This window comes from Microcoleus sp. Pol7_A1 (assembly GCF_036701085.1).
GTDB lineage: Bacteria > Cyanobacteriota > Cyanobacteriia > Cyanobacteriales > Microcoleaceae > Microcoleus > Microcoleus asticus.
Map to the genome: position 1 here is coordinate 25,142 of NZ_JAUBQD010000044.1, position 26,544 is coordinate 51,685.

General features: G+C 45.8%; 20 protein-coding genes. 11 read left to right on the forward strand and 9 right to left on the reverse strand.

The features are described from left to right. Positions 1-3: 3 nt before the first annotated feature. Together QUA20_RS22120 and QUA20_RS22125 are read right to left on the reverse strand one after the other, a co-directional pair. Positions 4-1,707 carry a lipoxygenase family protein gene (locus QUA20_RS22120; RefSeq protein WP_333191159.1) on the reverse strand — a complete coding sequence of 568 codons (1,704 nt, stop codon included), beginning with the start codon at positions 1,705-1,707 and terminating at the stop codon, positions 4-6. Between the two features lie 321 nt (positions 1,708-2,028). Further along, positions 2,029-3,162 carry a class I SAM-dependent methyltransferase gene (locus QUA20_RS22125; RefSeq protein WP_333191160.1) on the reverse strand — a complete coding sequence of 378 codons (1,134 nt, stop codon included), beginning with the start codon at positions 3,160-3,162 and terminating at the stop codon, positions 2,029-2,031. Between the two features lie 552 nt (positions 3,163-3,714). Between QUA20_RS22125 and QUA20_RS22130 the strand changes: the two genes are divergently transcribed. The 3 genes from QUA20_RS22130 (at position 3,715) to QUA20_RS22140 (ending at position 5,835) form a co-directional block, all read left to right on the forward strand. Continuing rightward, positions 3,715-4,770: an adenylate/guanylate cyclase domain-containing protein gene (locus QUA20_RS22130; protein WP_333191161.1), complete on the forward strand. Its 1,056-nt coding sequence runs from the start codon at positions 3,715-3,717 to the stop codon at positions 4,768-4,770. A gap of 36 nt (positions 4,771-4,806) precedes the next feature. Further along, on the forward strand, positions 4,807-5,247 hold the full coding sequence (locus QUA20_RS22135) for an NUDIX domain-containing protein (RefSeq protein ID WP_333191162.1): 441 nt from the start codon (positions 4,807-4,809) through the stop codon (positions 5,245-5,247). Positions 5,248-5,316: 69 nt separating this feature from the next. Beyond that, positions 5,317-5,835: an HD domain-containing protein gene (locus tag QUA20_RS22140; RefSeq protein ID WP_333191163.1), complete on the forward strand. Its 519-nt coding sequence runs from the start codon at positions 5,317-5,319 to the stop codon at positions 5,833-5,835. Between the two features lie 62 nt (positions 5,836-5,897). Here the strand turns inward: QUA20_RS22140 and fabG are convergent, their stop codons facing one another. Then, positions 5,898-6,662, reverse strand: a complete 765-nt coding sequence (gene fabG, locus QUA20_RS22145; protein WP_172188962.1) for a 3-oxoacyl-[acyl-carrier-protein] reductase — start codon at positions 6,660-6,662, stop codon at positions 5,898-5,900. Positions 6,663-6,735: 73 nt separating this feature from the next. On the opposite strand from fabG, the gene trxA reads away from it, so the two are divergent. Then, positions 6,736-7,053 (forward strand): thioredoxin, encoded by a 318-nt coding sequence (gene trxA / locus QUA20_RS22150; RefSeq protein WP_333191164.1) that lies wholly within the window; start codon positions 6,736-6,738, stop codon positions 7,051-7,053. A gap of 87 nt (positions 7,054-7,140) precedes the next feature. Continuing rightward, positions 7,141-7,734, forward strand: coding sequence for a hypothetical protein (locus QUA20_RS22155; protein ID WP_333191165.1), 594 nt, complete (start codon positions 7,141-7,143; stop codon positions 7,732-7,734). Positions 7,735-7,788: 54 nt separating this feature from the next. Here QUA20_RS22155 and prmA read toward each other — a convergent pair whose 3' ends face one another. Together prmA and serA are read right to left on the reverse strand one after the other, a co-directional pair. Continuing rightward, entirely contained in the window at positions 7,789-8,679 is an 891-nt protein-coding gene (gene prmA / locus QUA20_RS22160) for a 50S ribosomal protein L11 methyltransferase (protein ID WP_333191166.1), read from the reverse strand. A gap of 184 nt (positions 8,680-8,863) precedes the next feature. Beyond that, positions 8,864-10,447: a phosphoglycerate dehydrogenase gene (serA, locus tag QUA20_RS22165; RefSeq protein ID WP_333191167.1), complete on the reverse strand. Its 1,584-nt coding sequence runs from the start codon at positions 10,445-10,447 to the stop codon at positions 8,864-8,866. A 289-nt stretch (positions 10,448-10,736) separates the two neighbouring features. Between serA and QUA20_RS22170 the strand changes: the two genes are divergently transcribed. The 4 genes from QUA20_RS22170 to QUA20_RS22185 all read left to right on the forward strand — a co-directional run bounded on the left by QUA20_RS22170 (position 10,737) and on the right by QUA20_RS22185 (position 16,239). Continuing rightward, positions 10,737-11,243: a hypothetical protein gene (locus tag QUA20_RS22170; RefSeq protein ID WP_172188946.1), complete on the forward strand. Its 507-nt coding sequence runs from the start codon at positions 10,737-10,739 to the stop codon at positions 11,241-11,243. Positions 11,244-11,317: 74 nt separating this feature from the next. Continuing rightward, entirely contained in the window at positions 11,318-11,908 is a 591-nt protein-coding gene (locus tag QUA20_RS22175; RefSeq protein WP_333191168.1) for a Uma2 family endonuclease, read from the forward strand. Between the two features lie 212 nt (positions 11,909-12,120). Continuing rightward, positions 12,121-15,399 (forward strand): DEAD/DEAH box helicase, encoded by a 3,279-nt coding sequence (locus QUA20_RS22180; protein ID WP_333191169.1) that lies wholly within the window; start codon positions 12,121-12,123, stop codon positions 15,397-15,399. Positions 15,400-15,414: 15 nt separating this feature from the next. Further along, a complete protein-coding gene (locus QUA20_RS22185) occupies positions 15,415-16,239 on the forward strand; it encodes an SWIM zinc finger family protein (RefSeq protein ID WP_333191170.1) in 825 nt (274 codons plus the stop codon). Between the two features lie 248 nt (positions 16,240-16,487). Here the strand turns inward: QUA20_RS22185 and QUA20_RS22190 are convergent, their stop codons facing one another. Next, the gene (locus QUA20_RS22190) at positions 16,488-16,769 is read right to left on the reverse strand and encodes a hypothetical protein (protein ID WP_333191171.1); all 282 of its coding nucleotides are present in this window, start codon (positions 16,767-16,769) and stop codon (positions 16,488-16,490) included. A 171-nt stretch (positions 16,770-16,940) separates the two neighbouring features. Here QUA20_RS22190 and QUA20_RS22195 point away from each other — a divergent pair, with 171 nt between their 5' ends. Then, a complete protein-coding gene (locus QUA20_RS22195) occupies positions 16,941-17,720 on the forward strand; it encodes a photosystem II S4 domain protein (RefSeq protein ID WP_333191172.1) in 780 nt (259 codons plus the stop codon). A 202-nt stretch (positions 17,721-17,922) separates the two neighbouring features. On the opposite strand, the gene QUA20_RS22200 is transcribed toward QUA20_RS22195, so the two are convergent. The 3 genes from QUA20_RS22200 to QUA20_RS22210 all read right to left on the reverse strand — a co-directional run bounded on the left by QUA20_RS22200 (position 17,923) and on the right by QUA20_RS22210 (position 25,045). Beyond that, the gene (locus QUA20_RS22200; protein WP_333191173.1) at positions 17,923-19,380 is read right to left on the reverse strand and encodes a hypothetical protein; all 1,458 of its coding nucleotides are present in this window, start codon (positions 19,378-19,380) and stop codon (positions 17,923-17,925) included. 90 nt (positions 19,381-19,470) lie between these two features. Next, positions 19,471-23,598, reverse strand: coding sequence for a tetratricopeptide repeat protein (locus QUA20_RS22205; RefSeq protein ID WP_333191174.1), 4,128 nt, complete (start codon positions 23,596-23,598; stop codon positions 19,471-19,473). 658 nt (positions 23,599-24,256) lie between these two features. Next, positions 24,257-25,045: an SDR family oxidoreductase gene (locus QUA20_RS22210; protein ID WP_333191175.1), complete on the reverse strand. Its 789-nt coding sequence runs from the start codon at positions 25,043-25,045 to the stop codon at positions 24,257-24,259. Positions 25,046-25,141: 96 nt separating this feature from the next. On the opposite strand from QUA20_RS22210, the gene QUA20_RS22215 reads away from it, so the two are divergent. After that, positions 25,142-26,482 carry a hypothetical protein gene (locus QUA20_RS22215; protein ID WP_333191176.1) on the forward strand — a complete coding sequence of 447 codons (1,341 nt, stop codon included), beginning with the start codon at positions 25,142-25,144 and terminating at the stop codon, positions 26,480-26,482. Positions 26,483-26,544: the final 62 nt, after the last annotated feature.

Below are 26,544 nucleotides of genomic sequence, written 5' to 3' on the forward strand. Positions count from 1 at the left end.
ATTCTACATACTGATGCTATTTAGCACTAACGAAGGCTTGAGAGAAAAGTAAGGGATTACTCGTTTTTGATTGTTGGCATCAATCTTCTGTTCAGCCATATTCAAATTTTGCTGGAACTGGCTGGCTAAAAGTTCGATCGGCGTTCCCGCAAAAACTTCGTCGAAACTCATCCGGTAGAGTTCTCGGAAAGATTTATCGTAATAACCCAAACGGTCATATCGATAAGCTGACAAAATAAACATAATTTGCAGTTGGTCAGCCGCTCGTTTGTACGGAGGAAGCAACCGTAAAATATCCTTTTCCGTAATCACTTCTAGATTACCAGAAGCAGTAATTCTAGGAATGTCTCGGTAGGCTGCTAAGGGCATATTGGCGGCAAAACTCATGTATTCATACTGGGGAAAATTGACGGCTGAATGCTGGGGGCCACAGGTAAAAATTATAGTTGTGACAATTTCAATTAATTGTTTAACTGTGTTGATGTGGTCTGGCATTCCTTTGACTTTACCGCCACTATCTGAGGCTAATTCTTGGGCCCAGGTTTGCAGTTCCACATCTTGTGCGATCGCCTTTTTCGTCGGGTAAAAGAAGTTGAGATAGCCCGATACAAAGGTTTCGATCGCATTCCACAGCAGCAATCCATCATCTCGGTAAGGATAGTGAGGCAGTTGATTGGGATCATCCATTCCCCGATTTTTCAGTTCAGCGGGTAAGGCAAATTCATCGAGACTCCACGTACTGTAAGCCTCTCTACTTATTTCTATTGTCTCTGCCAAGGTGCCGCCTAGCAATTCATCGACGGGCCCGCCGGGAGCGATCAAATAAGAACGCGCCAGCTCGTTGTTGGTCAACATAAAGCGAAAGTGCGGTTTCAGCAACAGGCTCAGCGGGTGATTTTGGGCTAACTGTCGCGCCGTGACGATCGCGATTGGTTCCATCACCAAATGAGTTCGAGCTAAATGCGAGCTCATTTCATGGTGATTGGCATCTGCTACTTGCACGCAGAGTTTCGCAAACAGCCAATCGACAGGAGGATCGAATGGGGTGTAGACGTGGCTATTTGGCGTCGGATCTAGTTGAATGGCAATAGGTGTCATTTCACCGCGATCGCGGACTCCCGTCCACCGCCAAGCGAAAAAAGCCCGCGGTTTCGGCAAGTATTTTCTGCCTTTTTCATAGGTTCCGCCTCCTATTTTCGCAGGCGCGCGATAGTGTTGGTCAGTACCCGTGTAATCGGCAATGTAAATGTTTTTTTGCTGCAACTCTTGGCCCAGATCGAATAATGGGTGCAAACTGGAAAGACCCGCCAGTGTTTGTGCGCGAGGATCGCTCGCATCTAAGAGGCGAAGCACCATCGGATTTGCTCCAGACAGGCGCTGTTCTGCAAAAGAGCGATCGGTTTGGTAGATTTTGGCAACAGCAGGTAGCTGCAGCAGAGTAAAGAAATCTTCATAGTCTTGGAGCTCGTCGAGAGGATCGAGAAAAGTTCTCGCGTCGGCTGCCAGCATATTTGCTGGAAGTTCCGATGTTGCTAATATCCGTTCTGCAATATACTTGCTCGAAAAATTCTCGACTGGTGGCACATCTTTCAATAATGCCAAAGGTGATAAACTGTCATAGTCAAACTGATAAGCTTTTTGCTGGCGATTCAAGGAATCGCGGCGCTGTTCTTGGTTCGGATCGTCTTGAGGAAGAGAAGGTTTCATATTGTCTACCATTGTATAAATCAACCCTTTTTTTGTAGTAAAATATCGGATATCATCACTACCGATCGGGGATGGAATTTAAAAAGTATTGCGCAGGATCGCGCTTGATATATTCATTCTTCGCCGATCGATAATCTGATTCCGGACTTTTTTAAACTCAAACAAATTTCTCAACAGAAGGCAACACTTCTCGATCGCCCTAAATCAACCTAGAAAAATTTCATTTTCCTGATAAGTAGCTCGCACTTGAGAACCCCGACTTCTCAAAGAAGTCGGGGTTCAGGGTGTTAGGTTGTTTGAGCTTGGTCTACTGATTAGCGGTTAGGCACGAACCATTAAATATTGGCCGTTACCGTTGTATTCGCCGTCGCAACTCGCGAAATTAGCCACAAACCAAATCAAGTAAAACCGCCAGATGCGGCGAAATTTGGCATAGTCGATGCCGTAGTCCAAATCTTTGACTATTGCCTGAGAATCGTCAAAGTTTTTCAGCCAGTTAGCAAATGTTTTGGAGTAATTAGATCCGTTGATATACCATCTTTTAATGGTCTTGAGGTCATTATTGTGGCTGGGAACTGCATCGTGTTTCCAGTAACGGCCGTGGGGGAAAATGTATTTGTGGGTGAAAACACTGGATATATTGTTGGGAGTGCGAACTGTGATGATATGAATGAAAACTTTGCCGTTATCCTTCAGGAAAGAGGCAAGCTTTTGGAAAGCTTGCGTTAAATTGCCTACATGACAAAAAACGCCTATCGAGAGAATTTTGTCAAATTTTGTCTCGAAGTTGGCGTCGTTCAAATCGCCTTCATATAGGGTAAATCGACCGGAACTGAGGTAGCTTTCGGGGTCTTGCATCTTCTGACGCATATAGTCGCATTGGTGGTGACTGAGGTTAATGCCAGTAAAGGTGACATTGGGGAATTTGGAAAGAATGTAATTGGGAACACAACCCCAACCGCAGCCAAAGTCTAAAATATTGTCGCCATCGTGAATGTCTAGCTTCTCAATCACATCATCAATCATCTGCATTTGCGATTGTTCCAGGTTGGCGGCTCCTTTTTCCCACAACCCCATGCTGTATTTAGGATAAATGAGTTTGCCGTCGCCTAACATGGGATTCAGCATGGCTTGAGGTAAGTCGTACTGAATCTTCATTAAATCCCGCGGCCCTTCGGCTGTATGGTCTGTTTCTGTTAGTACCCATTCGTAGGGTGCGAGGAGGGACGGGAAATGCTTAAAAAAGATCGGCATACAGGTATCAAAAAGCGATCGCAATACTGAATCTGGGACTTCTAATCCGTTGATGTAAGACTCTGCTACTGCCATTTGCACCGTGTTAACTGCACTGACTGCGAGGCGGGTTGCTCCGTAGGCGATCGGACTTTTGGTATGCACATCTCCCACGATGGGAATGTGCTTTTCGATGTTTTGTAGGGCTGTTGATGAAGTCATGGTTATACAGGTTTTAAAGATGCTGCTATTCTATCTCACGAAAATTGGCTGGTTGTTAGAGAGCCAAAAATCTGAAACTATTGCCAAGTAAGGTTTGCACAGCAAAATTCCAAAAAATCCTCAAAATATATGGCGGTTGAAGGGGATTTGACAACGGATTTATAGGGTTTTGGGCGAGCTTAATTTTATTAAGAATTATGTCAGCAAATTTGAGATTGTAGATTTGAGATTTCAGATTAACTCCACAGCTTGAATGGGGTATTTTCACGGTGGGATGGCGATTTTAGTGCTCAGTTATACCATTTTAGATTTGAGAATTGGCAATGACTGATGAGCTAAGAATTGGACTATTGCCTAGAGTTGCATTCTTTTTTTAAACTGGTGTCAGTTGGCCGCTCGATCTGACGCAACCAGAAGCAAATGCCGATCGCGACTTATAGTTAAGGAATCAGGGGATACATAAAAAATGCCGAGAAACCGGGTTTGCATACAGGTTCGCTGCAATAACAGATGTCCGCGAGATTCCTCGCTAATTAGCTAGACGCGCCACATATGCCACAGATTCACTATCTACCGGACGATCGCACGATCGAGGTAGACGATGACGATATAATTCTCGAAGCTTCCCTGCGTGCGGGCATTCCGCACACCCACATCTGCGGCGGTAGCGGCCGGTGTTCGACTTGCCGGGTATTGATTGTCGAAGGTTTGGAATTTTGCTCTCCGCGCACTTCGCCGGAAGAGGAACTTGCCAAAAAATTGCGTTTAGAACCGGAAATTAGGCTGGCTTGTCAGACGCACATTGCTGGCGGCAAGGTGATTTTGCGCCGATTGGCGATCGATTCTGAAGACTTGGAATCATTTACCGACCAAATGGCGGGAAAGTCAATTTCTCCTCCTGTGGGGCAAGAGAAAAAAATTGCGATTTTGTTTGCGGATATTCGAGGATTTACCCCGTTTGCAGAATCGCTGCTGCCTTACGACGTAATCTATGTTTTAAATCGCTATTTCCAAAAAATGGGTTTTGCGATCAATCGGAATGGCGGGATGATTAATAATTATATGGGTGACGGTTTAATGGCGCTGTTTGGGTTGGAAAATCCCGACAAGGCTGCGGAACAAGCAGTGAGGGCTGGGGTGGAAATGCTAGAGGAACTAGAGAAACTCAATCCCTATTTTGAAAATTTGTACCGTCACCGATTGCGGATTGGGATTGGCATTCACTGCGGCTGGGTGGTTGTGGGGAATTTGGGGGCGTCTAAAAATCAGACAGTGACGGCGATCGGAGATGCGGTGAATTTTGCCAGCCGGATCGAAGCTGCTAATAAGCAAGTGGGAACAAGTTTACTGATTTCCGAGGAGACTTATCAGGAAGTTAAGGAATTGGCGATCGTCGATCGGCGCGTATTAGTTGAAATTCCGGGTAAAAGTGGCGAATATCCGCTGTATGAAGTAGTCGGGATGCCGCCGCTGCCCGTGGAAATCGAAGAAGTTTCTGAGGTAATGGAAGGTTCTATTTGGCAAAGTTTTGTCAATAAATTGTGGGCTTTGTATGCTGCGGTGTACAATTGGATTAAGAAAATTTGGAGTCAAATTATAAAACTATAGAGGAACTTTTTTGAGTTTTGTTATTCCCTCGATAAGATGAATATTCCTCAGTCAATTGTCCGCATTTTTCTCATGCTCCCGAACGGTCAGATAGTCGCACAACTGCGAGATAATATTCCAGGTATTGCCAGTCAAGGAATGCTTTCTACTTTTGGTGGTGGCGTGGACATTGGAGAAAGTCCACAGCAAGCAGCAGTGCGAGAATTGGAGGAAGAAACTAGCCTAAAAAGCGATTGCAACATTGCATTTATCACAACTTTTATTTACAGAAAAAACCACAATCCAAAATTTATCCAAAAAAATCACCTATTTTTGGCAAAAGTTAGCAATCTTGAAAAAATAGAAATCAAAGAAGGTGTGGGTTTTGTAGTTTTGAGAAAAGATGTCGATTTCGAGAAAGTCAATGCAGGGGAGGGTACTCAAATGGCTTGGAAATTGTTGCAAGAATATTTAAAATCAAATAACCTGTTTATGTAGGGTGTGCAGTGCGTAGCTTACAACATAGATAGACAGTGAAAAAATTACTCTCTTGCGTAAGTCCTATTTATGTCCGACTACTTAGCTCTTCCCCGCGAGGGGGATGAAACTATAATAGAGAACTTCTTTACTATGTTGTCAAATATGAATTTCGATTACGAATTATTACTACAACGAGCGATCGCGATCGCAGCCAAAGCACATGATGGGCAGGTAGATAAGGCAGGCAATCCCTATCTGGATCATCCGCTATTTGTGATGGAAAATGTAAATTCTCTAGAGCAGAAAATCGTAGCGGTTCTACACGATGCAGTCGAAGATTCTGAACTTACACTCGAGCAACTTAGAAGCGAAGGTTTTCCTGAAGTTCTAGTCTCGGCGATCGCGGCGATTACCAAAATAGAAGGAGAAGCTTATGCCACTTATTTAGAGCGTGTGATTGCCAACCCGATCGCATTGCCAGTCAAAATCGCTGATGTTACTCATAACCTCGATATTAGTCGCATCGCCAATCCCACAGAGGCAGATTTTCAACGCATTGCAAAATACAAAAAAGTCCTCAGTCAGTTGTGTGCCGCCTTAAAGTAATTATTAACCGCAAATATCCGCGTTCATCCGCGTCCATCTGCGGTTAAAAAAATTCCCAAATCCTAAGCCATCACCATCCCCCCATCCACATTAAAAACCTGCCCGGTTATATAAGCCGCCGCCGCATCCGCTGCCAAAAACTTTACCATCCCCGCAACTTCCTCAACTTCCCCATATCTCCCCAGCGGAATATACTTCAAAATCTCATCAGACTTGACATCCTTAGTCATATCTGTAGTGATAAAACCCGGTGCAACCGCATTCACAGTAATCCCGCGACTCGCCAACTCTTTCGCCACAGTTTTAGTAAACCCAATTACCCCAGCTTTCGCCGCACTGTAATTAGCTTGTCCGGGATTGCCCATTTGCCCAGCAACCGAAGCAATATTAATAATTCGGCCGCTTCGCTGCTTCAGCATGATTTTACTCGCAGCTTTCGCACACAAAAACACGCCAGTTAAATTCAAATCAATTACCGCTTGCCAATCTTCCAACTTCATCCGCAATAGCAAAGTATCGCGAGTAATGCCTGCATTGTTCACCAAAATGTCAATCCGTCCCCATTTTTCCATGACATTACTGGTGAGTAAATCTACTTGCTCAGTTTTCGAGACATCTGCTGCAAGTGCGACAGCTTCTCCTCCAGCAGCGACTATTTCTGCTACCACCTCATCAGCAGCAGCACTCGAACTCGCATAGTTGACGGCGACTTTAGCGCCCTCTGCGGCTAATGTTAAAGCAACGGCGCGGCCGATTCCCCGCGACGCACCGGTCACGACAGCAACTTGACCCCGCAATCTCTGAAAAGTCTCTGGTAATAATTCCATAATTGTATCCTCGCAATCTACCAGAGAATTTTGCACTAAAATCGAGCCAGAACCCAAAAAATTATTTTGTCTTATGGCAGTTCAAAAACAGTTCAGCAGTTTTGAGGAGTTACTATCCGGCTCTGACTTGCCGGTGTTGGTAGATTTTTACGCGACTTGGTGCGGGCCTTGTCAGATGATGGCACCGATTTTAGAGCAAGTGAGCGGTCAGATGAAAGACAAGCTGATGGTTGTCAAAATTGACACCGATAAGTACGAAGAGTTGGCGTCGCAGCATCACATTTATGCTTTGCCGACTTTGGTGCTGTTCAAAAATGGCGCTGAGGTCGATCGCATTGAAGGAGTGGTGCAACCGGCGCAGTTGATCGATCGACTGCAACCTTTCTTGTAACACGAGCCAATTATTTCACACGTAGGGTGCGTCAGCCCATATCTGATTAATTATGAATAAGATAATCCTAGTTGACGCACCCTACTTATGAAGACTCCCAGCCACGCTATTATCAATCTGGCAATTCTCGGGAAACCGCAACTGCCGCAAGCTAATCTAATTATTGTTATCGGCGGAATTTTGCCGGATATTCCGATATTTTTATTTTACTTTTGGGCGAAATACATTGCTCGCTTGCCCGCAGCTACAATTTGGTCAAAAGCATATTATGAGCCTTTTGTGCAAAATATTGTGGCTCTGTTTCATTCAATTCCCCTAGCGGTTATTGGTTTGCTAATTGCTTATTACTTTGGCTGGCAAAGCGTGCAAATTCTGTTTGTCAGCACGATCTTGCACTCTCTGGGAGATTTGCCTGTCCACAATGACGACGCTCATAGGCACTTTTTTCCGTTCAGCAATTACCGTTTTATTAGCCCGTTTTCTTATTGGGATAGGAAGCACTACGGTTCAATTGTTTCTGTGGTGGAAATGTTGTTGGTGCTGCTGTCAACTTTCCGGGTTTTTGGTTTTGTTAATTCTTATGTTGGAAAAACGTTGTTGATTTTGGTGAATTGCTTTTACTGGGCTGGCGCGGTTTATTTTCAGGTGCGAGATTTATTTAACTTCACTTCCCAAAAATGAAATATGAACTCAACATTACCAATTAGCAATTAGGAATTAGCAATTACCATATTGTTAACTGCGCCGAATATTAAAACAGCACCAATCTTGGCGCTTCCACAGAGTAGCGACAATCCAGCCGTGCTGTTCGAGAGTGTCGGCAATTGGCTTAGCTTGTTCGAGCAAAATGCCGCTAAGCACGGCCCAAGTAGTCGGTTTGCTAATTGCAGTGAACTGCGGTATCAAATCGATGATTACTTCTGCTAAAATGTTGCAGATCAAACCGTCGATCGGCTCATCGATCATTTCTTTCAAGCGATCGATACTGCCGAGATCTGCAACTAACTGCTGAGAATTAACGCGGTTGAGTAGTCTGTTGCTAATGGTCGATCGCACTGCCAAAGGATCGGTATCCAAAGCATAAACTTTTGTAGCGCCCAACAACACCGCGCCGATCGACAAAATACCAGATCCGCAGCCGATATCAGCAACGATGCACTCTTTGTCATCAAAACCGAGACGCATTTCCAGCGACTCCAGACAAAGTTGAGTAGTAGCGTGAGCACCGGTACCGAAGGCCACACCGGGATCTAAACGCAAAATAACGCGATCGGTATCAGTCGGTGGGGGCAGCCAGGCCGGATTAATTAAAAAGCGATCGCCCACTTCTTGAGGCTGCCAGTGCTGCTTCCAAGTGCTGCCCCAGTCTTCCTCTTCAATCAAATCCCACTGCATCGCAGGTAGGGGCAAACCTGCACACAGAGCATCTTGGCGCAGCCACAGAGACAGAGCGGCCAAATCCAGCAATCCTGCCTGTTCTTCGGGCAAATAAGCCGACATCAGACAGGAATTGCTTTTGATCTCAGTAGCAGTTCCCCGACAGCCAAACCGTTCCAAACGCCAAAAGATGATATCTTCCAGCGCCGGATCGCAAAGAATTCTAATTTCCCACCAGCTATGTGCCATAACGATTTTAGATTTTAGATTTTAGATTTTAGATTGGCCCAGGGGAACTGGAGACTGGGAACTGGGGAGTGAGGAATAAGGATTGGCTAATAGAAAAATTCCCGCTTTCTTGCCAATTACCAACGATCAATTACCCATTACCAATTATCAGTCCTGGCATCCAAAATCTAAACTCCAAAATCCATCAAAGATTTACCGTGTAAGCATCCCGAATTCCCGGAACTTTGAGGATCTCGGCCAGTATCCCTTCTGGTAGAGGGTCATCGAGGCTCAAAACCATCACCGCATCGCCTCGCACGATTTTACGGCCTACCTGCATACTGGCAATATTGACATTAAAACTGCCCAATTGGGAACCAATTTTGCCGATAATCCCCGGCATATCGCGGTGCAGGGTAAACAGCATATGGTGAGTGGGGGAAACGTTGACCGGGAAATCGTCAACGCTGGTAATCCGAATTTCGCTTTCGCCGAGCACTGCACCCGTGACTGTGTGTTCGCCGAGAGTTCCCTTGGCCGAGAGGTGCAGGGAACCGGTATAGTCGCGAATCGAGGCGTCTCTGGTTTCGACGACCCGAATTCCGCGTTCTTTGGCTTCAATGCTGGCGTTGACGTAGTTAACGCGCTCTCGCAGGGCTTGGGAGAGCAGGCCTTTGAGGGCGGCAACGACTACGGGCTGGCTTTGGTTGCTGGCCAATTCGCCTTGCAGTTGAACGTTGAGGTAATCGACTCGGCCTCCGGCTAGCTGGCTGACGAGGTTGCCGAGGGTTTCGGCGAGTTGCAGGTAGGGTTTGAGTTTTTCGATCGAGTCTGGGAAAATGCCGGGTATGTTCACAGCCGATCGCGCGGGCAATCCCAACAGTACATCGCGGATTTGTTCGGCAACGTCGATCGCCACATTCACCTGAGCTTCCGCTGTGGATGCTCCCAAGTGGGGCGTCAGCACGATGTTCTGGCCGACATTCCGCAGCGGGGAATCGGCTTCCAGGGGTTCGTGTTCGTAAACGTCTATAGCTGCGCCGGCGATCTTACCTTCTTTGATGGCTTCTGCTAGGGCTGCTTCGTCGATGATGCCGCCTCTGGCGCAGTTTATGATGCGGGCCGTGGGCTTCATTTTCGAGAGCACTTCAGCGTTAATTAAGTGCAGGGTTTCCGGCGTTTTGGGGATGTGCAGGGTGATGTAGTCGGATTCGCGCATCAGCAGTTCGAGTTCTACCAAGCGACAGCCCAACTGTTCGGCTCGTTCGGTGGAAATGAAGGGGTCGTAGGCCAGCAGTTTCATGCCCATTGCTTTGGCTGCGGCGGCGAGGTGGGAGCCGATTTTGCCCAAACCGACGATGCCGAGGGTTTTTTTGTAAACTTCTACGCCGATAAAGCGGTTGCGTTCCCATTTACCACCTTTGACGGATGCGTTGGCTTCCGGGATGTGGCGAGACATCGAGAGCATCATGGCGATCGCGTGTTCGGCGGCGGCGATCGTGTTGCCTTCGGGGGAATTGACGACTACAATTCCTTTGCGGGTAGCGGCGGGTACATCGACATTATCTACGCCGACGCCGGCTCTGCCGATGATTTTGAGTGAATTCCCGGCTTCAATGATTTCTTTGGTAACTTGGGTGCCAGAACGGATCATCAAAGCGTCGTAATCTGGAATAATTCGTACCAGTTCTTCGGCTGAGAGCCCTGTGTTTACGTCAACTTGCGCGACTTGGGAGAGGATGTCAATTCCGGCTTGGTCGATCGGATCGGATACTAGAACTTTAGGCATAGCAAGCAATTGAGTGCAATAGTAAAAATAGACCGAGCGTTGGCGAGCTCAAAGTTGAGACTTATGACTTAGAGCAGTATCTAACAGCTCAGCTCAAGCTTGCCTTTGTGCAGTTTGAATTGTATCTGTATTCGGTCAAGGTCGGCCGTTTTTTGCATGAAATATTTTAGCTTTGCGGGCGATCGGAGTTTACGCCCGTGTTAAAATCCCCCAATTGCTTAGCTAGTATGTCTTTTCGGGATATAATAGACTTTGGCTATTTCAGCCTAACTATCAGGAATTATTGTCAATGAATTATCTTATCGCCGTACTGCCCGATCGAATTCAAGCCGAAGCTGCCTACTGTGCTCTGGAAAAAGAAGGCTTGCCTATGAAGCAAGTGAGCATTTTGGGCCGCGGCTACAAAACTGCTGATGAATTTGGCTTGATCGACCCCAACCAGCAAGCGAAGAAACAAGCTAAACTCATGGCTGTTTGGCTGATTCCCTTTGGCTTTATTGCTGGCGTTACTTTCAGTCTGATGACTGAGTTGAAGACTTTTGCGTGGGCGGGCGAAATTGGCGATCACGCGATCGGTGGCTTACTGGGTGCGATCGCCGCTGCGATGGGCAGCGTTTTTGTAGGAGGCGCGGGCGGTATGGCTTTTGGTAGCGGCGATGCTTTGCCCTACCGCAACCGTTTGAATGCGGGTAAATTTTTGATTGCGGTTAAGGGTACTGACGATTTGACGGGGAAAGCTGCGAATATTTTGCAGCAGTTTGAACCGGAAAATATCCAAGGTTATACAGAGACTTAGTTATTTGTTTGTTAACAGTTGACTGTTGACTGTTGACTGTTGACATTCAACTCGTGTAATATTTGGAGGCCGTTATGGAATTACCAACTATCCCCATACATTCTCCCCTAGAATTAACGCTCGAATTAACAGACGAGCAGTTTTTTCAGTTGTGTACAGACAACCGGGATTTAAGATTTGAGCGCACTGCAACGGGAGAATTAATTATTATGCCGCCTGCTAGTAGCGATACAGGCAGACGGAATGCGGATCTAAGTTTTCAACTCGAAGGTTGGAGCCGTCAAAATAAGCATTTGGGAATTGCTTTTGACTCTTCAACTGGATTTAAACTGCCCGACGGTTCAGACATTTCTCCCGATGCTGCTTGGGTGCTGCGCGACAGGTGGGATGCTTTAACTCCCGAACAGAAAGAGAAATTTGCGCCGATTTGTCCCGATTTTGTGGTGGAATTGCGATCGACCACTGACTCCCTAGAAAAATTGCGGGCTAAAATGAAACTGTATGTGAAAAATGGAGCGAGGTTGGGATGGTTGCTCGATCGCAAAAATAGAAAAGTTGAAATCTCCCGTCAAGGTAGAGAAGTAGAAATTTTAGATGAACCTGCAACTCTGTCAGGTGAAGATGTACTACCCGGTTTTGTGTTGGATTTAACTGATATTTTATAAATTTGTAAGAAGACTCGGCGGTTGAAACCGCATCTATAAAGTCAAAACTCGCAGAGGCTGGTTAAAGAGGACAACTGGGGAAAATTATGTTATTCTCTTTAGTCGGCATCCAGCAGACATGGTTTGTATAAACCTGCTTTCAACCGCCTTCTTATATTTTCCCACTCATTCATGATATGATAGGCTGCCAAAGGTTGCGTTTGGTATGACCTATGAAAATCCTCCACGGGACTTGGATTCCTCAAACAGAAGAGAGTTTTGTTCAAGGTGGAACTTTTTGTCTTTGGGTTGAAACCACTGAAAAGAAAAAACAGCCTGCTAAGGTTCATCCCCGACAATTGGAGACGGCACAGTTAAGAGAGTTTCTAACGAAAGAAGCCGGGATTCAACTGCCACCAGTCAGCAATACAAGTGCGATGGGGATAGAATACGCGATCGTCCCTCGGTATTTTTTACTGCCCACTGCCGACAACCAGCCGTTACCATCTTTAGAACTAGCGCGATATTTAGAGACAGAGTTACCCGAAACATTTGAGTTGGAGTATTGGCAAGTTGATTGTGTGTCCATCGCCACCCACACTTTGACTAAAGTATTGAACGATCTGCATTTTTTTGCCCTCTACGATTTAGCAGAAGTTCAGTTTGGTTCAGACTTGCTATTTTGGTATCACTACACCCAAAATTTTAAGCAAATTGTTCTGAAAGATCATTATATTCCGGCGTTGCGCTATCGAGAAACTGCTCCGATCGCGATCGCACCCATCGAAACATCCGAACCCGCTGAGAAAGCCACGCGCGGGCGTAAGAAAGCGGGCGAGACAAAAACCAAAACAACTGCAAAAACTCCAAAAACACCTGCCAAAATTGCACCCAGCTTTGAGATTTATCCGGGATGGGAAATTGTTTCAACACAGTACGAAACTGATTTACAACGCTATGTTGAATGGATGCCTTTAGTTTGTGTGTCCGGTTTTCGGAAGATCCAGCTACAAGATACACCAAAGTTCTACGATCGCGAACGGTTGCTGCGGCATTTTTCCGAGTGTGCGATCGCGGAAATTGTCACTCAAACCCCCATCCCAGCATCGTTTGAAAATAAGATTGCGGATTCTTTACTCCAAATCTGCCTCAACCAAACACGAAAAATCGCGCGAGTAAGCCTTGAACAATACCGGCAATGGCAAACCTGGCGCGATCGCATTACGCGCAATCAATCTGCTGACTCATTCTCCCTCTGCTTTCAACTACAATCCCCCGAAAACCCCGAACAGCCTTGGGTTTTAGAGTTTCAGGCGGCTGCGAAAAAAGACCCATCTCTGCGGATGCCGTTGCAGGATTATTGGCGATCGCGATCGACTCAACAAAAACAGTTGCAAACACAATTCGGAGACAACTTTGAGCAACATTTGCTGACAAATCTCGGCTACGCTGCCCGCATTTATCCGCAACTTTGGCAAGGGCTAGAAACAGACAAACCCGTTAACATTACCCTCAGCTTAGATGATGCTTTCACCTTTCTCAGCGAGTCCGCTTGGGTATTAGAAGATGCCGGATACAAAGTGATTGTCCCCGCTTGGTGGACGCCGAAGGGACGACAGCGGGCGAAGATTCGCCTGCAAGTCAAAGGGAAGGGCAGCAAGAGCGCTGCAATCAAGAGCAAAGGATTGTTTTCGGCGGATTCCTTGGTGGAATATCAATATGAATTGGCGATCGGGGGTGAACGGGTTAGCGAACAAGAATGGCAGGCGTTAGTAAATAGCAAAACACCGCTGGTGCAGTTCCGAGGACAATGGATGGAACTGGACAAAGACAAGATGCAGGAGATGTTGGAGTTTTGGAAAAAACATCGCCAAGAAAACCCCGATTTAAGCCTGATTGACTTTATGAAGTTGACGGCAGAAGGAGAAGCGAGCGAACAATTGGAGGTTGAGCGCGATCGGGCTTTATCGGATATGTTGGAGAAGCTGAACGATAAGAGTCGGTTAGAGTTAATTGCAGATCCAGCAAAGTTTCAAGGCAAGTTACGGGATTACCAAAAGCGCGGCGTTTCTTGGTTGAGTTATTTGGAAAGTTTGGGATTAAATGGCTGTCTTGCCGATGATATGGGTTTGGGTAAATCGGCGCAGGTAATTGCTCGATTATTGCAAGAGCGGGAAGTTTTATCTACTACAAAAGAGACAGAAAAAGCGATCGCACCTTTGGTTCTACCCACGCTGCTAATTGCGCCCACATCCGTAGTTGGTAACTGGCAAAAGGAAATGGAAAAGTTTGCTCCAGAATTGCGATCGCTCATACACCACGGCCCTCAACGTTTGCAAGATGCCAAGGAATTTAAAGCCGCCGTCCAAGGTTGCGATATGTTGATTACTTCCTTTACCTTGGCGCGCAAAGACGAGAAACTGTTGAGCAGCGTAGCGTGGCATCGCTTAGTAATTGATGAAGCGCAGAATATTAAAAATCCGAAAGCGGCGCAAACAAAGGCGATCTTAAAGTTGCCTGCTACCCATCGGTTGGCGCTGACTGGAACACCCGTGGAAAATCGATTGCTGGATTTATGGTCAATTTTTAATTTCCTCAATCCGGGCTATCTGGGTAAAGAGGCGCAGTTTCGGAAGTTGTTTGAGATCCCGATTCAAAAAAATGGGAGTCGCACGCAATCGGCAGCGCTCAAAAAATTAGTGGAACCCTTTATTCTCCGACGCCTGAAAACCGATAAGTCGATTATTCAGGATCTCCCCGACAAAGTTGAGCAAAAGCTATACTGCAATCTCACCCGCGAGCAAGCTTCGCTTTATGAAGCGATCGTCAAAGAGGTAGAACAAGAAATTGACGCGGCGGAAGGGATGCAGCGCAAGGGGATGATTTTGGCGACACTGCTGAAGCTGAAGCAAATTTGTAACCATCCGCGCCAGTTTTTGCAAGATGAAAGTGAGTTTACACCAGAGCGATCGCACAAACTGGAACGGCTGATCGAGATGATTGAGGAAGTCAAAGCAGAAGGCGAAAGTTTATTGGTATTTACGCAGTTTACAGAACTGGGAAGCGCGTTGGAAAAATATATTAAACAAACGCTACATTACAACACTTACTACATCCACGGGGGAACCAGTCGCGAAAAACGGGAACGGATGATTTCAGAGTTTCAAGATCCAGAGTCTGAACCTTCGGTATTTATTCTGTCACTGAAGGCCGGTGGCGTGGGAATTACGCTGACAAAAGCCAATCACGTGTTCCATTTCGATCGCTGGTGGAATCCGGCGGTGGAAGATCAGGCAACGGATCGGGCGTTTCGGATCGGACAGGAAAAAAATGTGTTTGTGCATAAGTTTGTGGCAATTGGCACGTTGGAGGAAAAAATTGACCAAATGATTGAGGACAAAAAGAAATTGGCAGGGTCAATTATTGGTGCTGATGAATCGTGGTTAACTGAGTTGGATAATGAGGCATTTAAGAAATTAATTAGGCTCAATAAAAATGCGGTTCTAGATTAGGAGAAATCAAAAAATATGTCACAATTTACTCGGACTTGGTGGGGCAATAAATTTATCGATGCGTTAGAAAGATTTACAGATTCTGGGCGACTCGGGCGGGGACGTGCCTATGCACGAAACGGCAAGGTAAAAAGCTTTGGCATGAATGATGGGTTAGTGATGGCACAGGTGAGAGGCTCGGTTAATCCTTATTTTGGGGTTTATAAGGAGCCTCTGTACACAACTCAAATTGAGTTTGAGCCAATTAGTCAGGAAAAGTGGCAAATGGCGATCGCCCAAATGGCATCAAAAGCCAGCTTCATTTCTCGGCTGCTGCTCAACGAAATGCCCGACAATATTGAAAAGGCTTTTGCACCCCTCGGATTGCACCTTTTACCCAGCAGCCGCGAGGACTTTAAGACTACTTGCTCTTGCCCAGACTATAGCAATCCCTGCAAACATATTGCCGGAGTTTATTATTTGGTGGCGGCCGAATTGGACAAAGATCCATTTTTACTGTTTGAATTACGGGGGCTTTCTAAGGAAGTGCTGCACCGCGAATTGGCAAAAACGCCTTTGGGTTTGGCGCTTTCTGCAGAGTTAACTGCTGATGCAGCGGCCCCTGTGGCGGTGGATTCCTATTACACGCAGGCGATCGCCAGTGAGGCGCAAACGGTCAGCCTGAAAGAGTTTTGGCATGGTGCGAAGCGATTACCGCAGACGATTGAGGTGGCAGCGCAAAGTGGGGTAAGTGCGATCGTGGTGAAGAAACAGGGAGATTTTCCACAGTTTTGGCACAAGGATGGTTCGTTTATTGAGGCCATGGAAGAGCTGTATTTGCGGGTGAAGAAGAATAAGTAGTTGGCTGGACTATTTTGCTGCCATACTCGATCGATCTCCTGCAAAAACTTTTCGTAGTCTGCTATTTCGCCAAGCTGGTTGAGATTTTTGAGATATTCTTTTAAATTCCAATAGGGGGGCGATGTGATATCATTTCCGGTTACACCGGAATGATGTTGACTGTTGACGGTTTACTGTCAACAGTCAACGGTGAACTCGAATTTACTATTCCGATGCTAACGGATTAGATATGAACTAGATGTACGCTTTCATCGGGAATATGTATTAAGTTTCGGCATTAAGTTTCGGCTATCGCCCTGTAGCAGGGAATGGAAAGATGGCAACCCCTGCACGCGATTCTGAATTTCCTGGATCAACGCCTTATTTTTGCTGAGGGCATGAATGGCGCGTTGCTCGTCTGCTGCTAGTAATGCCGTTGCTTCCTCGGGTACAAGGCTTTTACCCTGTAGCGCTTGTTTCAACGGTTCGGCTGCTTCCTGACACAGCAACCGCGTTGAAATATTAACCTTGCTTAAACTCGAAAACTTCATACATTTGGTATAATAATCATGTTCATCATATCAGCTTTGCGAGCCACAAAAATCCTAAGAGCGTTATTGGATTATCTTAGACTATAATTGAAGTAGTGGGACTGTTAAAAAAGTAGACTTTTTAGTTACAGCAAGCTTTGGCAATTTCAAATTAGAATCTAGCATTAACTGATGTTACAAAAAGAAGAACTGTTAAAAGGCATCGAAAACCGCGAATGTGTGGCGCGGGCGATCGACCAAGCGGAACAAGCAATTAAAACTTGGGAAGTTACTCAGACTGATTTTCTGTCGCCTCCAGAATTGGCGGACACTCTGACGGTATTTAAGCGGTTAACAGACGTGGAAGTAGTGGCTTGGGGCGGCTACCCGCAAGCTGAAAGACAAAGAATTGCGATCGCGCGATCGGATATCCAGATCGACTCTGCTAGCGTTAACGTTGCTGCGGTAGAAATCGCTGGCAATTTCTTGTTCGATACAGCTTCTCACCGCGACTTTTTGGGGGCGATGTTGGGTACGGGAATTGTCCGGGAGAAAACTGGCGATGTGATTGTTTTGGGAGAACGCGGCGCGCAAGCCATTGTCATGCCCGAGATGGTAGAGTATTTGGAGATGAGTTTGCAGCAAGTGCGATCGGTTCCCGTGCAAACGCGGCGCATTGAGTTGAGCGAACTCAAAATTAGAGAACCCAAAAAGAAAGAAATGACAACCGTTGAAGCATCGATGAGATTGGATGCTGTCGCCTCGGCTGGGTTCGCAATGTCTCGCAGCAAAATGGCCGATTTAATTGACAGCGGTGACGTGCGAGTTAACTGGAAAGACGTTACTCAAGCTAGTTATAATGTCAAGTCTGGAGATTTAATTGCTGTTACCGGCAAGGGAAGATTGGAAATTGGGGAAGTTGCTGTTACTAAGAAGGAACGCTACCGAGTCCAGTTAACTCGATATTTGTAATTTATAGCCCAGAAACCGGGTTTTTTTACCAGCAATTGAGGACACGGCAATGCCCTTTCCCTACCCCAAAAAATCGTAGCAAGGGCGAGGATTCGCCCGCGATCGCCTTTGCGAGGATATAACCATCGCCCGAGGATTAATTGTAGGGAAACGGCACTGCCGTGTCCTGATTTCGGCCGTGTCCTGATTTCGGCTAACTCATTTATCGGGGAAAAGTTTTCCTTACCCACACGGCGAGAGCCAGCATTAACAAGCCAAATAGTAAGCCAAACAGCAGACTCCAGATAATCGTCGCAACAAAGGGATGCAGCGGTAGAGAAAAATCGGGTTGCCATTGAATCGGTTTATCCTTAATTAGAGGATAGGCGGCGGAAAAGATTTGTCCGCCGCCGATCGCAGTTCCGACAAAAAATATGATATTCTCAAGCTGGCGATCGCGCTTTTTCTCCCTGTCTTCCTGTTCCGTGTCCAATTCCACCTGTTCGATTTCCACCATCCCCCGCACAGTGGATATCGACTGCTGGAACAAATTTTGACTAGCAATCAAGTAGTTTAAATCGATTTCAATTTGTCGCTGATATTTATTCTCAGCTAAATCTTGAAACTTTTGCAAGAAATCCAGATTATCGCCTGGGATGCACAAACTTCTAATTTTTGTCAAGGCATCACCATAATTTTCAGCATTAGTGTCAATAGTATTTTTGTCTTCTTGCAAATACCGCACTTGCTGAGCACAATCAAACATTTTAGTGCGGACTTCAGCCAGGAATTGCTTTAACTTCTGCAACTTAACTTGTCTATCTTGTTCCCTTTCTATTTGACTGAATTCGGGAAGCTTCTTTTCTAACTCGCTGACTATTTGCTGTGCTTTGCGATACTTTTTCCTAGCTTCGCGATACACAAATACGATTTTAGCGCGAGAACACAGCAGATTCATCAAGTAAAAGTTAAACGTCGAGGTTGCGAATCCCAAAGTTCGGGGATTTTCTTGCAACCATACTAGAAAGTGACATCGCTTATTCGCATCATCTTCGCGGCTGTCATACTCAAAAATCGGACTCCCGAATAACTTTCCTTCGGCGCGAAACTCTACTGATGCTGGCTGTTTATCCTGTACAAAAGCTTTAACCGATTCGTCAGCTAGTTTCCGGTAAGTATCATAAACTGCTGGTGCTGCGTATAATAATAAGGTTTGTCCCAGAGACGGTTGAATTGCATTTGGCAACAGGCAACCTTGGGGATTTAATCGAGTTAACTCCGCTACTTTTATTGTGTCATTTTTATAGTAAAATGTCAAGTCTGCGGTGTAAGTGTCGTGAATTCGCAGGGCATAGATAGAACCATCAAGTTTCTGGTTATCTGGCTGAATAATTTGCGGAAACTTCAGAGTTTTTCCACTATCTGAAATTAGCAATTCTTCGTTAGTCAGATTCTTCCGTTCGCCGTCGGGATAATACAGGCCGTTTTTGTAGCAAATTAGCTTGTCTCTGAGGGAGTTTAGTTCGTTGATGTTAAATTCTTTGCCGACATTATCTGCTAGATTTCCCCACAAAATTTGGGCATTTTTTGCTACTTGCTTATAGCCTTCGTCGCTATCATCCCGCAGGTGGAAAGGATAGAGGGTAATGCTGGGATTTTTAATTTGCCATTCTTGGCTCATAATCAAGTTTTTGAGATGTTTGCGAGTATTTCTATCAGATATTTGGGGCGGGCAAGATGCCCAGCCCACAAGATTTTTATAGTTTCTATCCTAGGAAGGTGTTTCTGGATTATTTGTTGGCGGTGCAGATGACACAGACAAACCCAGTCGAATCTGATTTTCCTTCAGCGTTTCGCAAAACTCCCTCACGATTTCCTCCGGTGCATCACTATCAGTGCCGCCCGCACCCGCCTGATAAATTTCGTTCTCTAAATTCTCTTCAATTTGAGGCCTGCTTTCGCACCAATCCTTGATTGTTTGAGCGATAACATTCACATTATCTGTCGCACCAACATCAATCGCTGATAATTCTGCGACAAATTGCGGCTCGGATATTTTCAATAACTTATTAAAAGCCGCCACAATTTCTTCAGGTTTCGCATCATCGGGAAGTGACATGACTAATCTCCTTAAATCTGTTTTTTCAGTTGATAGCGGTAAAGTTTCGGTTTCGCCAATTAAAGTAAATGCAGCCCAAGCTATGGGACTCGGAAATCGAGCTTTTGTGGTTAGCATAGCACACCGCAAGGCGGCTGCTCGATTCTTGCCCAGTGCTAAGTTTTGGTAGAATTCAGTCATTAGTAATTTGGCTGAAATCGCTCCCATATTCCACAGGGAAACGATGATGCTGGGGACTCCGGCGAGGATGAAGCAGCGCGACAATCCGATGACTCCATCTCCGGTGATTTTACCGCGCCCGGTGCTGCACGCGCTTAAAACTACGAGTTCGGAATCGAGTTTTAATTGCAGGATTTCTGCGGCGTTAAGTGCGCCGTCGTCGGTGTCTCCTGATGGTGCTAAAATAATCGCGCCGGGAATGCCGGAACCTTGGAAATCGTCGAGGAGTCCGTGGGCGGATAAATGGACGATGCGGGTGTTTAGCATTCTGTCTAAAATGGCGACTTTGGTGGCATTTTCTCCGCTAATTGCTTGGGTTCCTAAAATTGCAGCTATGGTTTCGGCGGCTTCTTTTGCCCTCGGCATTTGCTTGAGTTTGTAGGGGTTTTCGTTGAATTTTGGGTCGATAGTGGGATCGCCGACAATTAGGGCGGCTTGTCTCAATCCTCGCACTCGGTTTTGATGTTCGCGAGTTTTTTCTAATACTTGGATGGAAGGGGCGGTGAGGATGGTATAATCTTCGATTAGGTAGCAGTTGTTGCTATCTTGCAAAGCGGCGAAAGGAACTAAAAATAAGTCGTAGTGGGGGATGAATATGATGGGGTTATTGGCATAGGTTCGCAGCAAGTCGATGATTGGTTCGATCAGGATTTGATGGAGGAGTTGCAAGAGGGGAAAGCGGCCTGTTTCGTCTCGATTGTACTGGGATTCTAGCTGAATTTTGTTGCCTTCGTCGTCGGTTTCTAGGGTGCCGATGGAGACGCGGGTTTTGAGGATGATTTGTTTGAGGGATTGGTTTTGTTGGTTGAGGGGTTCGAGGTTGGCGGCGCGAGGGGTGATCTTGCCGTTTGGTTGGATTACCCAGATGTAAATGATGTCTGAATTGATAATCGAATATTCAACTATTGTGGAGTTTCTTTCACAGGCGATTTGTTGGATTTTGGGGATGGATAATCTATCTGTTTCGTCATTGGCTGGCAGATCGTTTGTTAATAAAGTTTTTTGCAATAACTCGAGGAAGGCACGGGTGCGCGACATTTCTGATATTTCTAAGGCTTCATCAAATTTAGTTTGGGCAACTAGGACTTTTTGCAGCAGGCGATAGGCAGATACTTGGGTTTCAAAGATTGAAGCTTTATGGTCATTATTGACTAATTCAGAACGCAGAGTTTCATGAATTTCGATTGAGGCACGAAATGCTCTTTCACCTCCTGCAAGTTGGTTAGTTTGGAGTAAAGTCCTTCCCAAATTATTTAGAGAAATTGACTCACCTTGGCGAGCGCCTATTTTCAGTGAAATCTCTAAAGACTGTTGGTGAAATTCGATCGCCCTGTGGTATTCCCCTAGGAAATAGTAAGCATTGCCCAAATTGCCGAGGGAATTAGCTTCTCCTTGGCGATATCCGATTTCCCGTGAAATCTCTAAATACTGTTGTTGAAATTCGATCGCCTGCTGGTATTCCCCTAGGGATTCGTAGACAGTGCCCAAATTGCCGAGTGAAGCTGCTTCTCCATCACGACATCCGATTTCTAGTGAAATCTCTAAAGACTGTTCGTGAAATTCGATCGCCCTGTGGTATTGCCCTAGGGATTTGTAAGCGTTGCCCAAATTGTTGAGGGAATTAGCTTCTCCTAGGCGATCTCCGATTTCTTGTTTAATCTTTAAAGATTGTTCGTGAAATTTGAGCGCCTGTTGATATTGTCCTAGGGAATTGTGAACATTGCCCAAATTGCCGAGAGAAGCAGCTTCTCCTAGGCGATTTCCGATTTCTAGTGAAATCTCTAAAGACTGTTCGTGAAATTCGATCGCCCTGTGGTATTGCCCTAGGGAATTGTAAGCGTTGCCCAAACTGCCGAGGGAAGCAGCTTCTCCTTGGCGATATCCGATTTCCCGTGAAATCTCTAAAGACTGTTCGTGAAATTCGATCGCTCTGTGGTATTGCCCTAGGGAACTGTAAGCGTTGCCTAAACGGCCGAGGGAATTAGCTTCTCCATCACGACATCCGATTGCTCGTTTAATCTTTAAAGACTGTTGGTTAAATTCGATCGCCCTGTGGTATTGCCCTAGGGAATTGTAAGCGTTGCCCAAACTACCGAGGGATTTAGCTTCTCCTAGGCGATCTCCGATTTCTTGTTTAATCTTTAAAGATTGTTCGTGAAATTTGAGCGCCTGTTGATATTGTCCTAGGGAATTGTGAACATTGCCCAAATTGCCGAGAGAAGCAGCTTCTCCTAGGCGATTTCCGATTTCTAGTGAAATCTCTAAAGACTGTTCGTGAAATTCGATCGCCCTGTGGTATTGCCCTAGGGAATTGTAAGCGTTGCCCAAACTGCCGAGGGAAGCAGCTTCTCCTTGGCGATATCCGGTTTCCCGTGAAATCTCTAAAGACTGTTCGTGAAATTCGATCGCTCTGTGGAATTGCCCTAGGGAACAGTAAGCACTGCCCAAATTGCCGAGTGAAGCTGCTTCTCCATCACGACATCTGATTGCTCGTTTAATCTTTAAAGACTGTTCGTGAAATTTGATTGCAAGTTGATATTGCCCTAGATAAGCGTAAGCTAAGCCTAAATTGTTGAGGGAATTAGCTTCTCCTAGGCGATCTCCGATTTCTTGTTTAATCTTTAAAGATTGTTCGTGAAATTTGAGCGCCTGTTGATATTGTCCTAGGGAATTGTGAACATTGCCCAAATTGCCGAGGGAAGCAGCTTCTCCTTGGCGATTTCCGATTTCTAGTGAAATCTCTAAAGACTGTTCGTGAAATTCGATCGCCCGGTGGAATTGCCCTAGGGAATTGTAAGCATTGGCCAAATCGCCTAGGGAACAAGCTTTTCCTTGGCGATCTCCGATTTCCTGTGAAATCATTAAAGACTGTGCGTGAAATTCGATCGCCCGTTGATATTGTCCTAATGATTGGCAAGCAATGCCCAAATTGCCGAGGGAATTGGCTTCTCCTTGGCGATTTTTGATTTCCCGTTTAATTTCTAAAGACTGTTGGTGAAATTCGATCGCCCTGTGGTATTGCCCTAGGGATTGGTAAGCATTGCCCAAACTGCCGAGGGAAACAGCTTCTCCTTGGCGATTTTCGATTTCCCGTGAAATCTTTAAAGACTGTTGGTGAAACTCGATCGCCCTGTGGAATTGCCCTAGGGATTTGTAAGCACTGCCCAAATTGCCGAGGGAAGCTGCTTCTTCTTGACGATCTCCGATTTCCCGATAGATACTTAATGCTTGTTCCCAAGACTGCAAAGCTTCTGGAACTTGATTTCTGTTAAACTGCCACTTGCCTTGTTTTAACAGTCTGTCTGCTTCTGCTTTCTGGGGAATTACCGCTAGGAAGTTGCCATCCACCTTACCCAGTAGCCCTGCAAAACTTTTCAACCAATTAGCGTTATTTAGTTTACCTTTTTTTCTGAGACGCTCGGCCTCTTCTAGCATTGCCGCCACCAAGCCATCATCCAGCAATTCCGGGTGAGTTTTCAATACCTCCGCTTCTTCGCCGCTGGGACAGGCTAGCAGTTGATTTATCAGGTTGAGATAGGCTTGTTGGCGTTTTGACTTCATTGCGATTTGGGATTTGGGATGGTTCGATCCATTAATTTATTATCGGTGAAACTCATCTGTTTGGGGCGGGCGATGCCAAGATTCTTGTAGGGGTTCTCGCATTTGGGCGACAATATTTGCAACACCACGGGGATTTATCGTTTATTTGTCGGCCCGATGGTTTGTCCGTGGGTGCGATGGTTTGTCCAGGAGGTCGTTTGTTTGTCCGCGAGTCCGCCAGGGGTTGAAACCCCTGTCTCATAGCTAAAGTCGGTTGAAACTCACATCTTGCACCAATATCAATAATCCTTTTTTGGGCGGGCAGGATGCCCACCCCACAAGAAAACTCATTCTTTGTGGAACAGGCATCTTGCCTGTTCTTGAGAATGGTGCAACATCTCAGTTGAAACCGACTGAAGAAGGGTGAAAAATACTCGATTATGGTGACAAATACTTGATTGTTTATTTAATGTGCTTTTCAGTCCTCTTTTAGAGGACTTTCGCTATGAGACGGGGGTTTCAACCCCCGGCGGACTTGTGGGGTAGCGTGGGGGATTTTGGTGGCGGGGATTTTGGTAGTCCGAATGTGCGATCAACTTTTGGGAAAATTTGGGTGAGGGGCGATCTAATGTTTGTCCTTGGGTGGGGGCTGGTTTATTTATATTCTCGATGATCGCGATTATTCCTCTTTCGCCCGAAACACCTTTCCTACCGACTTCACCAAAAGTTCTCGCGGCATCAATCGAGGCATATTGGCGATGATTTGATTGGGAATTCCCCCTGTCACAACATTAGACTCATTTTTGTCTAAAGCTTTCAAAGCATCTCGCACTACTTCCGCTGCTGGAACGAGTTTTTGTCCGCTGCTGGATGCCCAATCTTTCGGAAATTCAGCTACCCCAGCAAAGTCCGATTCTGTCGGCCCTGGACAAACGCACAAAACGCCAATTCCTAAATCTTTGTTTTCCGCCCAAAGTGCCTCGCTGAAACTCAAAACAAAGGCTTTAGTAGCTGCATACATTGACAAGTACGGCATCGGTTGAAAAGCTGCGATGGAGGCAACATTGATAATACTTCCTGATTTTCGCTGCCGCATTCCATGCAAAAATAAGTGCGAAAGTTCAACTAATGCTACAATATTTAGTTGCACCATTGTTAGTTGTTTCGCAAGCGGGCGATCGGCAAAAACACCGTAATCTCCAAAACCTGCATTGTTCACCAACAAATCAACCGTCCAACCTTTTTTAACAACCGCCTCAAATACAGCATTTGTGGCTCCGGGTGCGGTCAAATCTTGAACGATAACTTCGACCAAAATATTGAATTCCTGTTGCAGTTGAGCAGCTAGCTGTTGCAATTTGTCTTCGGAACGAGCTACCAAGATTAGATTGTGCTGGCGTTTGGCTAATTCGGCAGCGAAGGCTGCACCAATTCCGCCAGAAGCACCAGTGATTAAAGCAGTCGGCATGAAATTAATTCGGATTATTTGATATAAACTTTATATATTTTAACAATTATTGTGACGGGAACCTGTAAAATAACTAAAAGGAAATAGGTGAGTTTTATGGCGCGTCTTACCGATCGAGCTTTTGAAATTTTGCGGGCAGAAGTTGACAAGTGCGCGGCGGCTAATAGTCTAGCGGGTGAAGTGTACCGACGAATGGTAATCAAGCGGTTGGAGAAGTTACGATCGCAAAACGGCACTTTCGCCTCAAGAGAAGAAATCCGCGATACCTTCAAAGACGAATTTCCTAACTTCAGCGAACAAGCTCTTAAAGCTGCCGTCAAAGCCAACCGCCCGCCCGGATTGTTCGGTAAAATCATCTTTGCTGGGAGTTTGCTGGGAAGTGCTGCGGGGATAATTTGGCTGATTAACCTACCTTTTCCCATGATTCGCTGGCCCGTGGCGAAAACAATGCCGATATTGTTGCTGCCGAGTTTTAGGAGTATGGATTACAATTACCGGCAGGCGATCGCCCTTGTGGAACAATCCGATCAACTGGTGAATAAAGCCACGGCTGTCGCTGATTTTGACTTGGGCGAAATTAAAGCAAAAGAGGCTCAAAAACACCTTGACGCCTTGCCAGTGTGGTTCCTCGGCTATTACCCAAAGAGGTACTGCTCTTTTTTTAGCTGCAGTTGGCGGTTTACACTCGATGAATTTCAAGCCGCCCGCAAAAATGTCGGGCGGATGGAGGCTCAGATTTTCCAGCAAAAAAATGCTTTTACTCAGTTAAATCAAGTCGAACAAACGCTAAAGGCGGCGAAACAGCAGTATCAGGAAGCAAAAACTGCCGCAGACAGACAAAAAGCGACGGTAAATTGGCAAAGTGCGATCGACCAACTCAATCAAATTCCCGCGGAAACCCTCGCCGGAGAAACGGCTAAGAAAACACTCAAAGCAGCAGAAAGAGACTTTCAAGCAATGGGCGGCATCGCCACTGGTTCTGTGCAGGCTGACAACTTAATTGAAGCTGCCAAAGAATTTGCTCTCTCCGCCGCCGTCGCCTCCCAAAAACCTCCCCATCCCGCTGCACAGTGGGAACAAATAGCAGAATTGTGGCAAGAAGGTATTAATAGACTGAAATTAATTTCAGTCGATAATCCGGGCTATCTCGACGCTCAAACCAAACTCGCTGAATATCAGAAAAATTTAGGAATTACCCAGATTAGACTGGAAGCAGAAAAAGATTCGACCACAGCTTTGCAAGAAGCTAAAAGCTTGTTTGCTAACTTGCAAAATGAGGTGAATTCTCCGAGGCAAAATCCCGGTTACTCCCTCAGCCAGTTGCAAAAAATTATCAATCAATTAGAATCAGTCAAACCCGGAACAACTATTTATCCCGAATCCCAAAAATGGCTGCAATCTGCTCGCAAAAAACAGCAAGAATGGCAAAAAAATTAAATATTGGGAATTGCGAATGCGGGATTGTTAGCTGTTGGCGGTTGACTGTTGACTGTTGACTG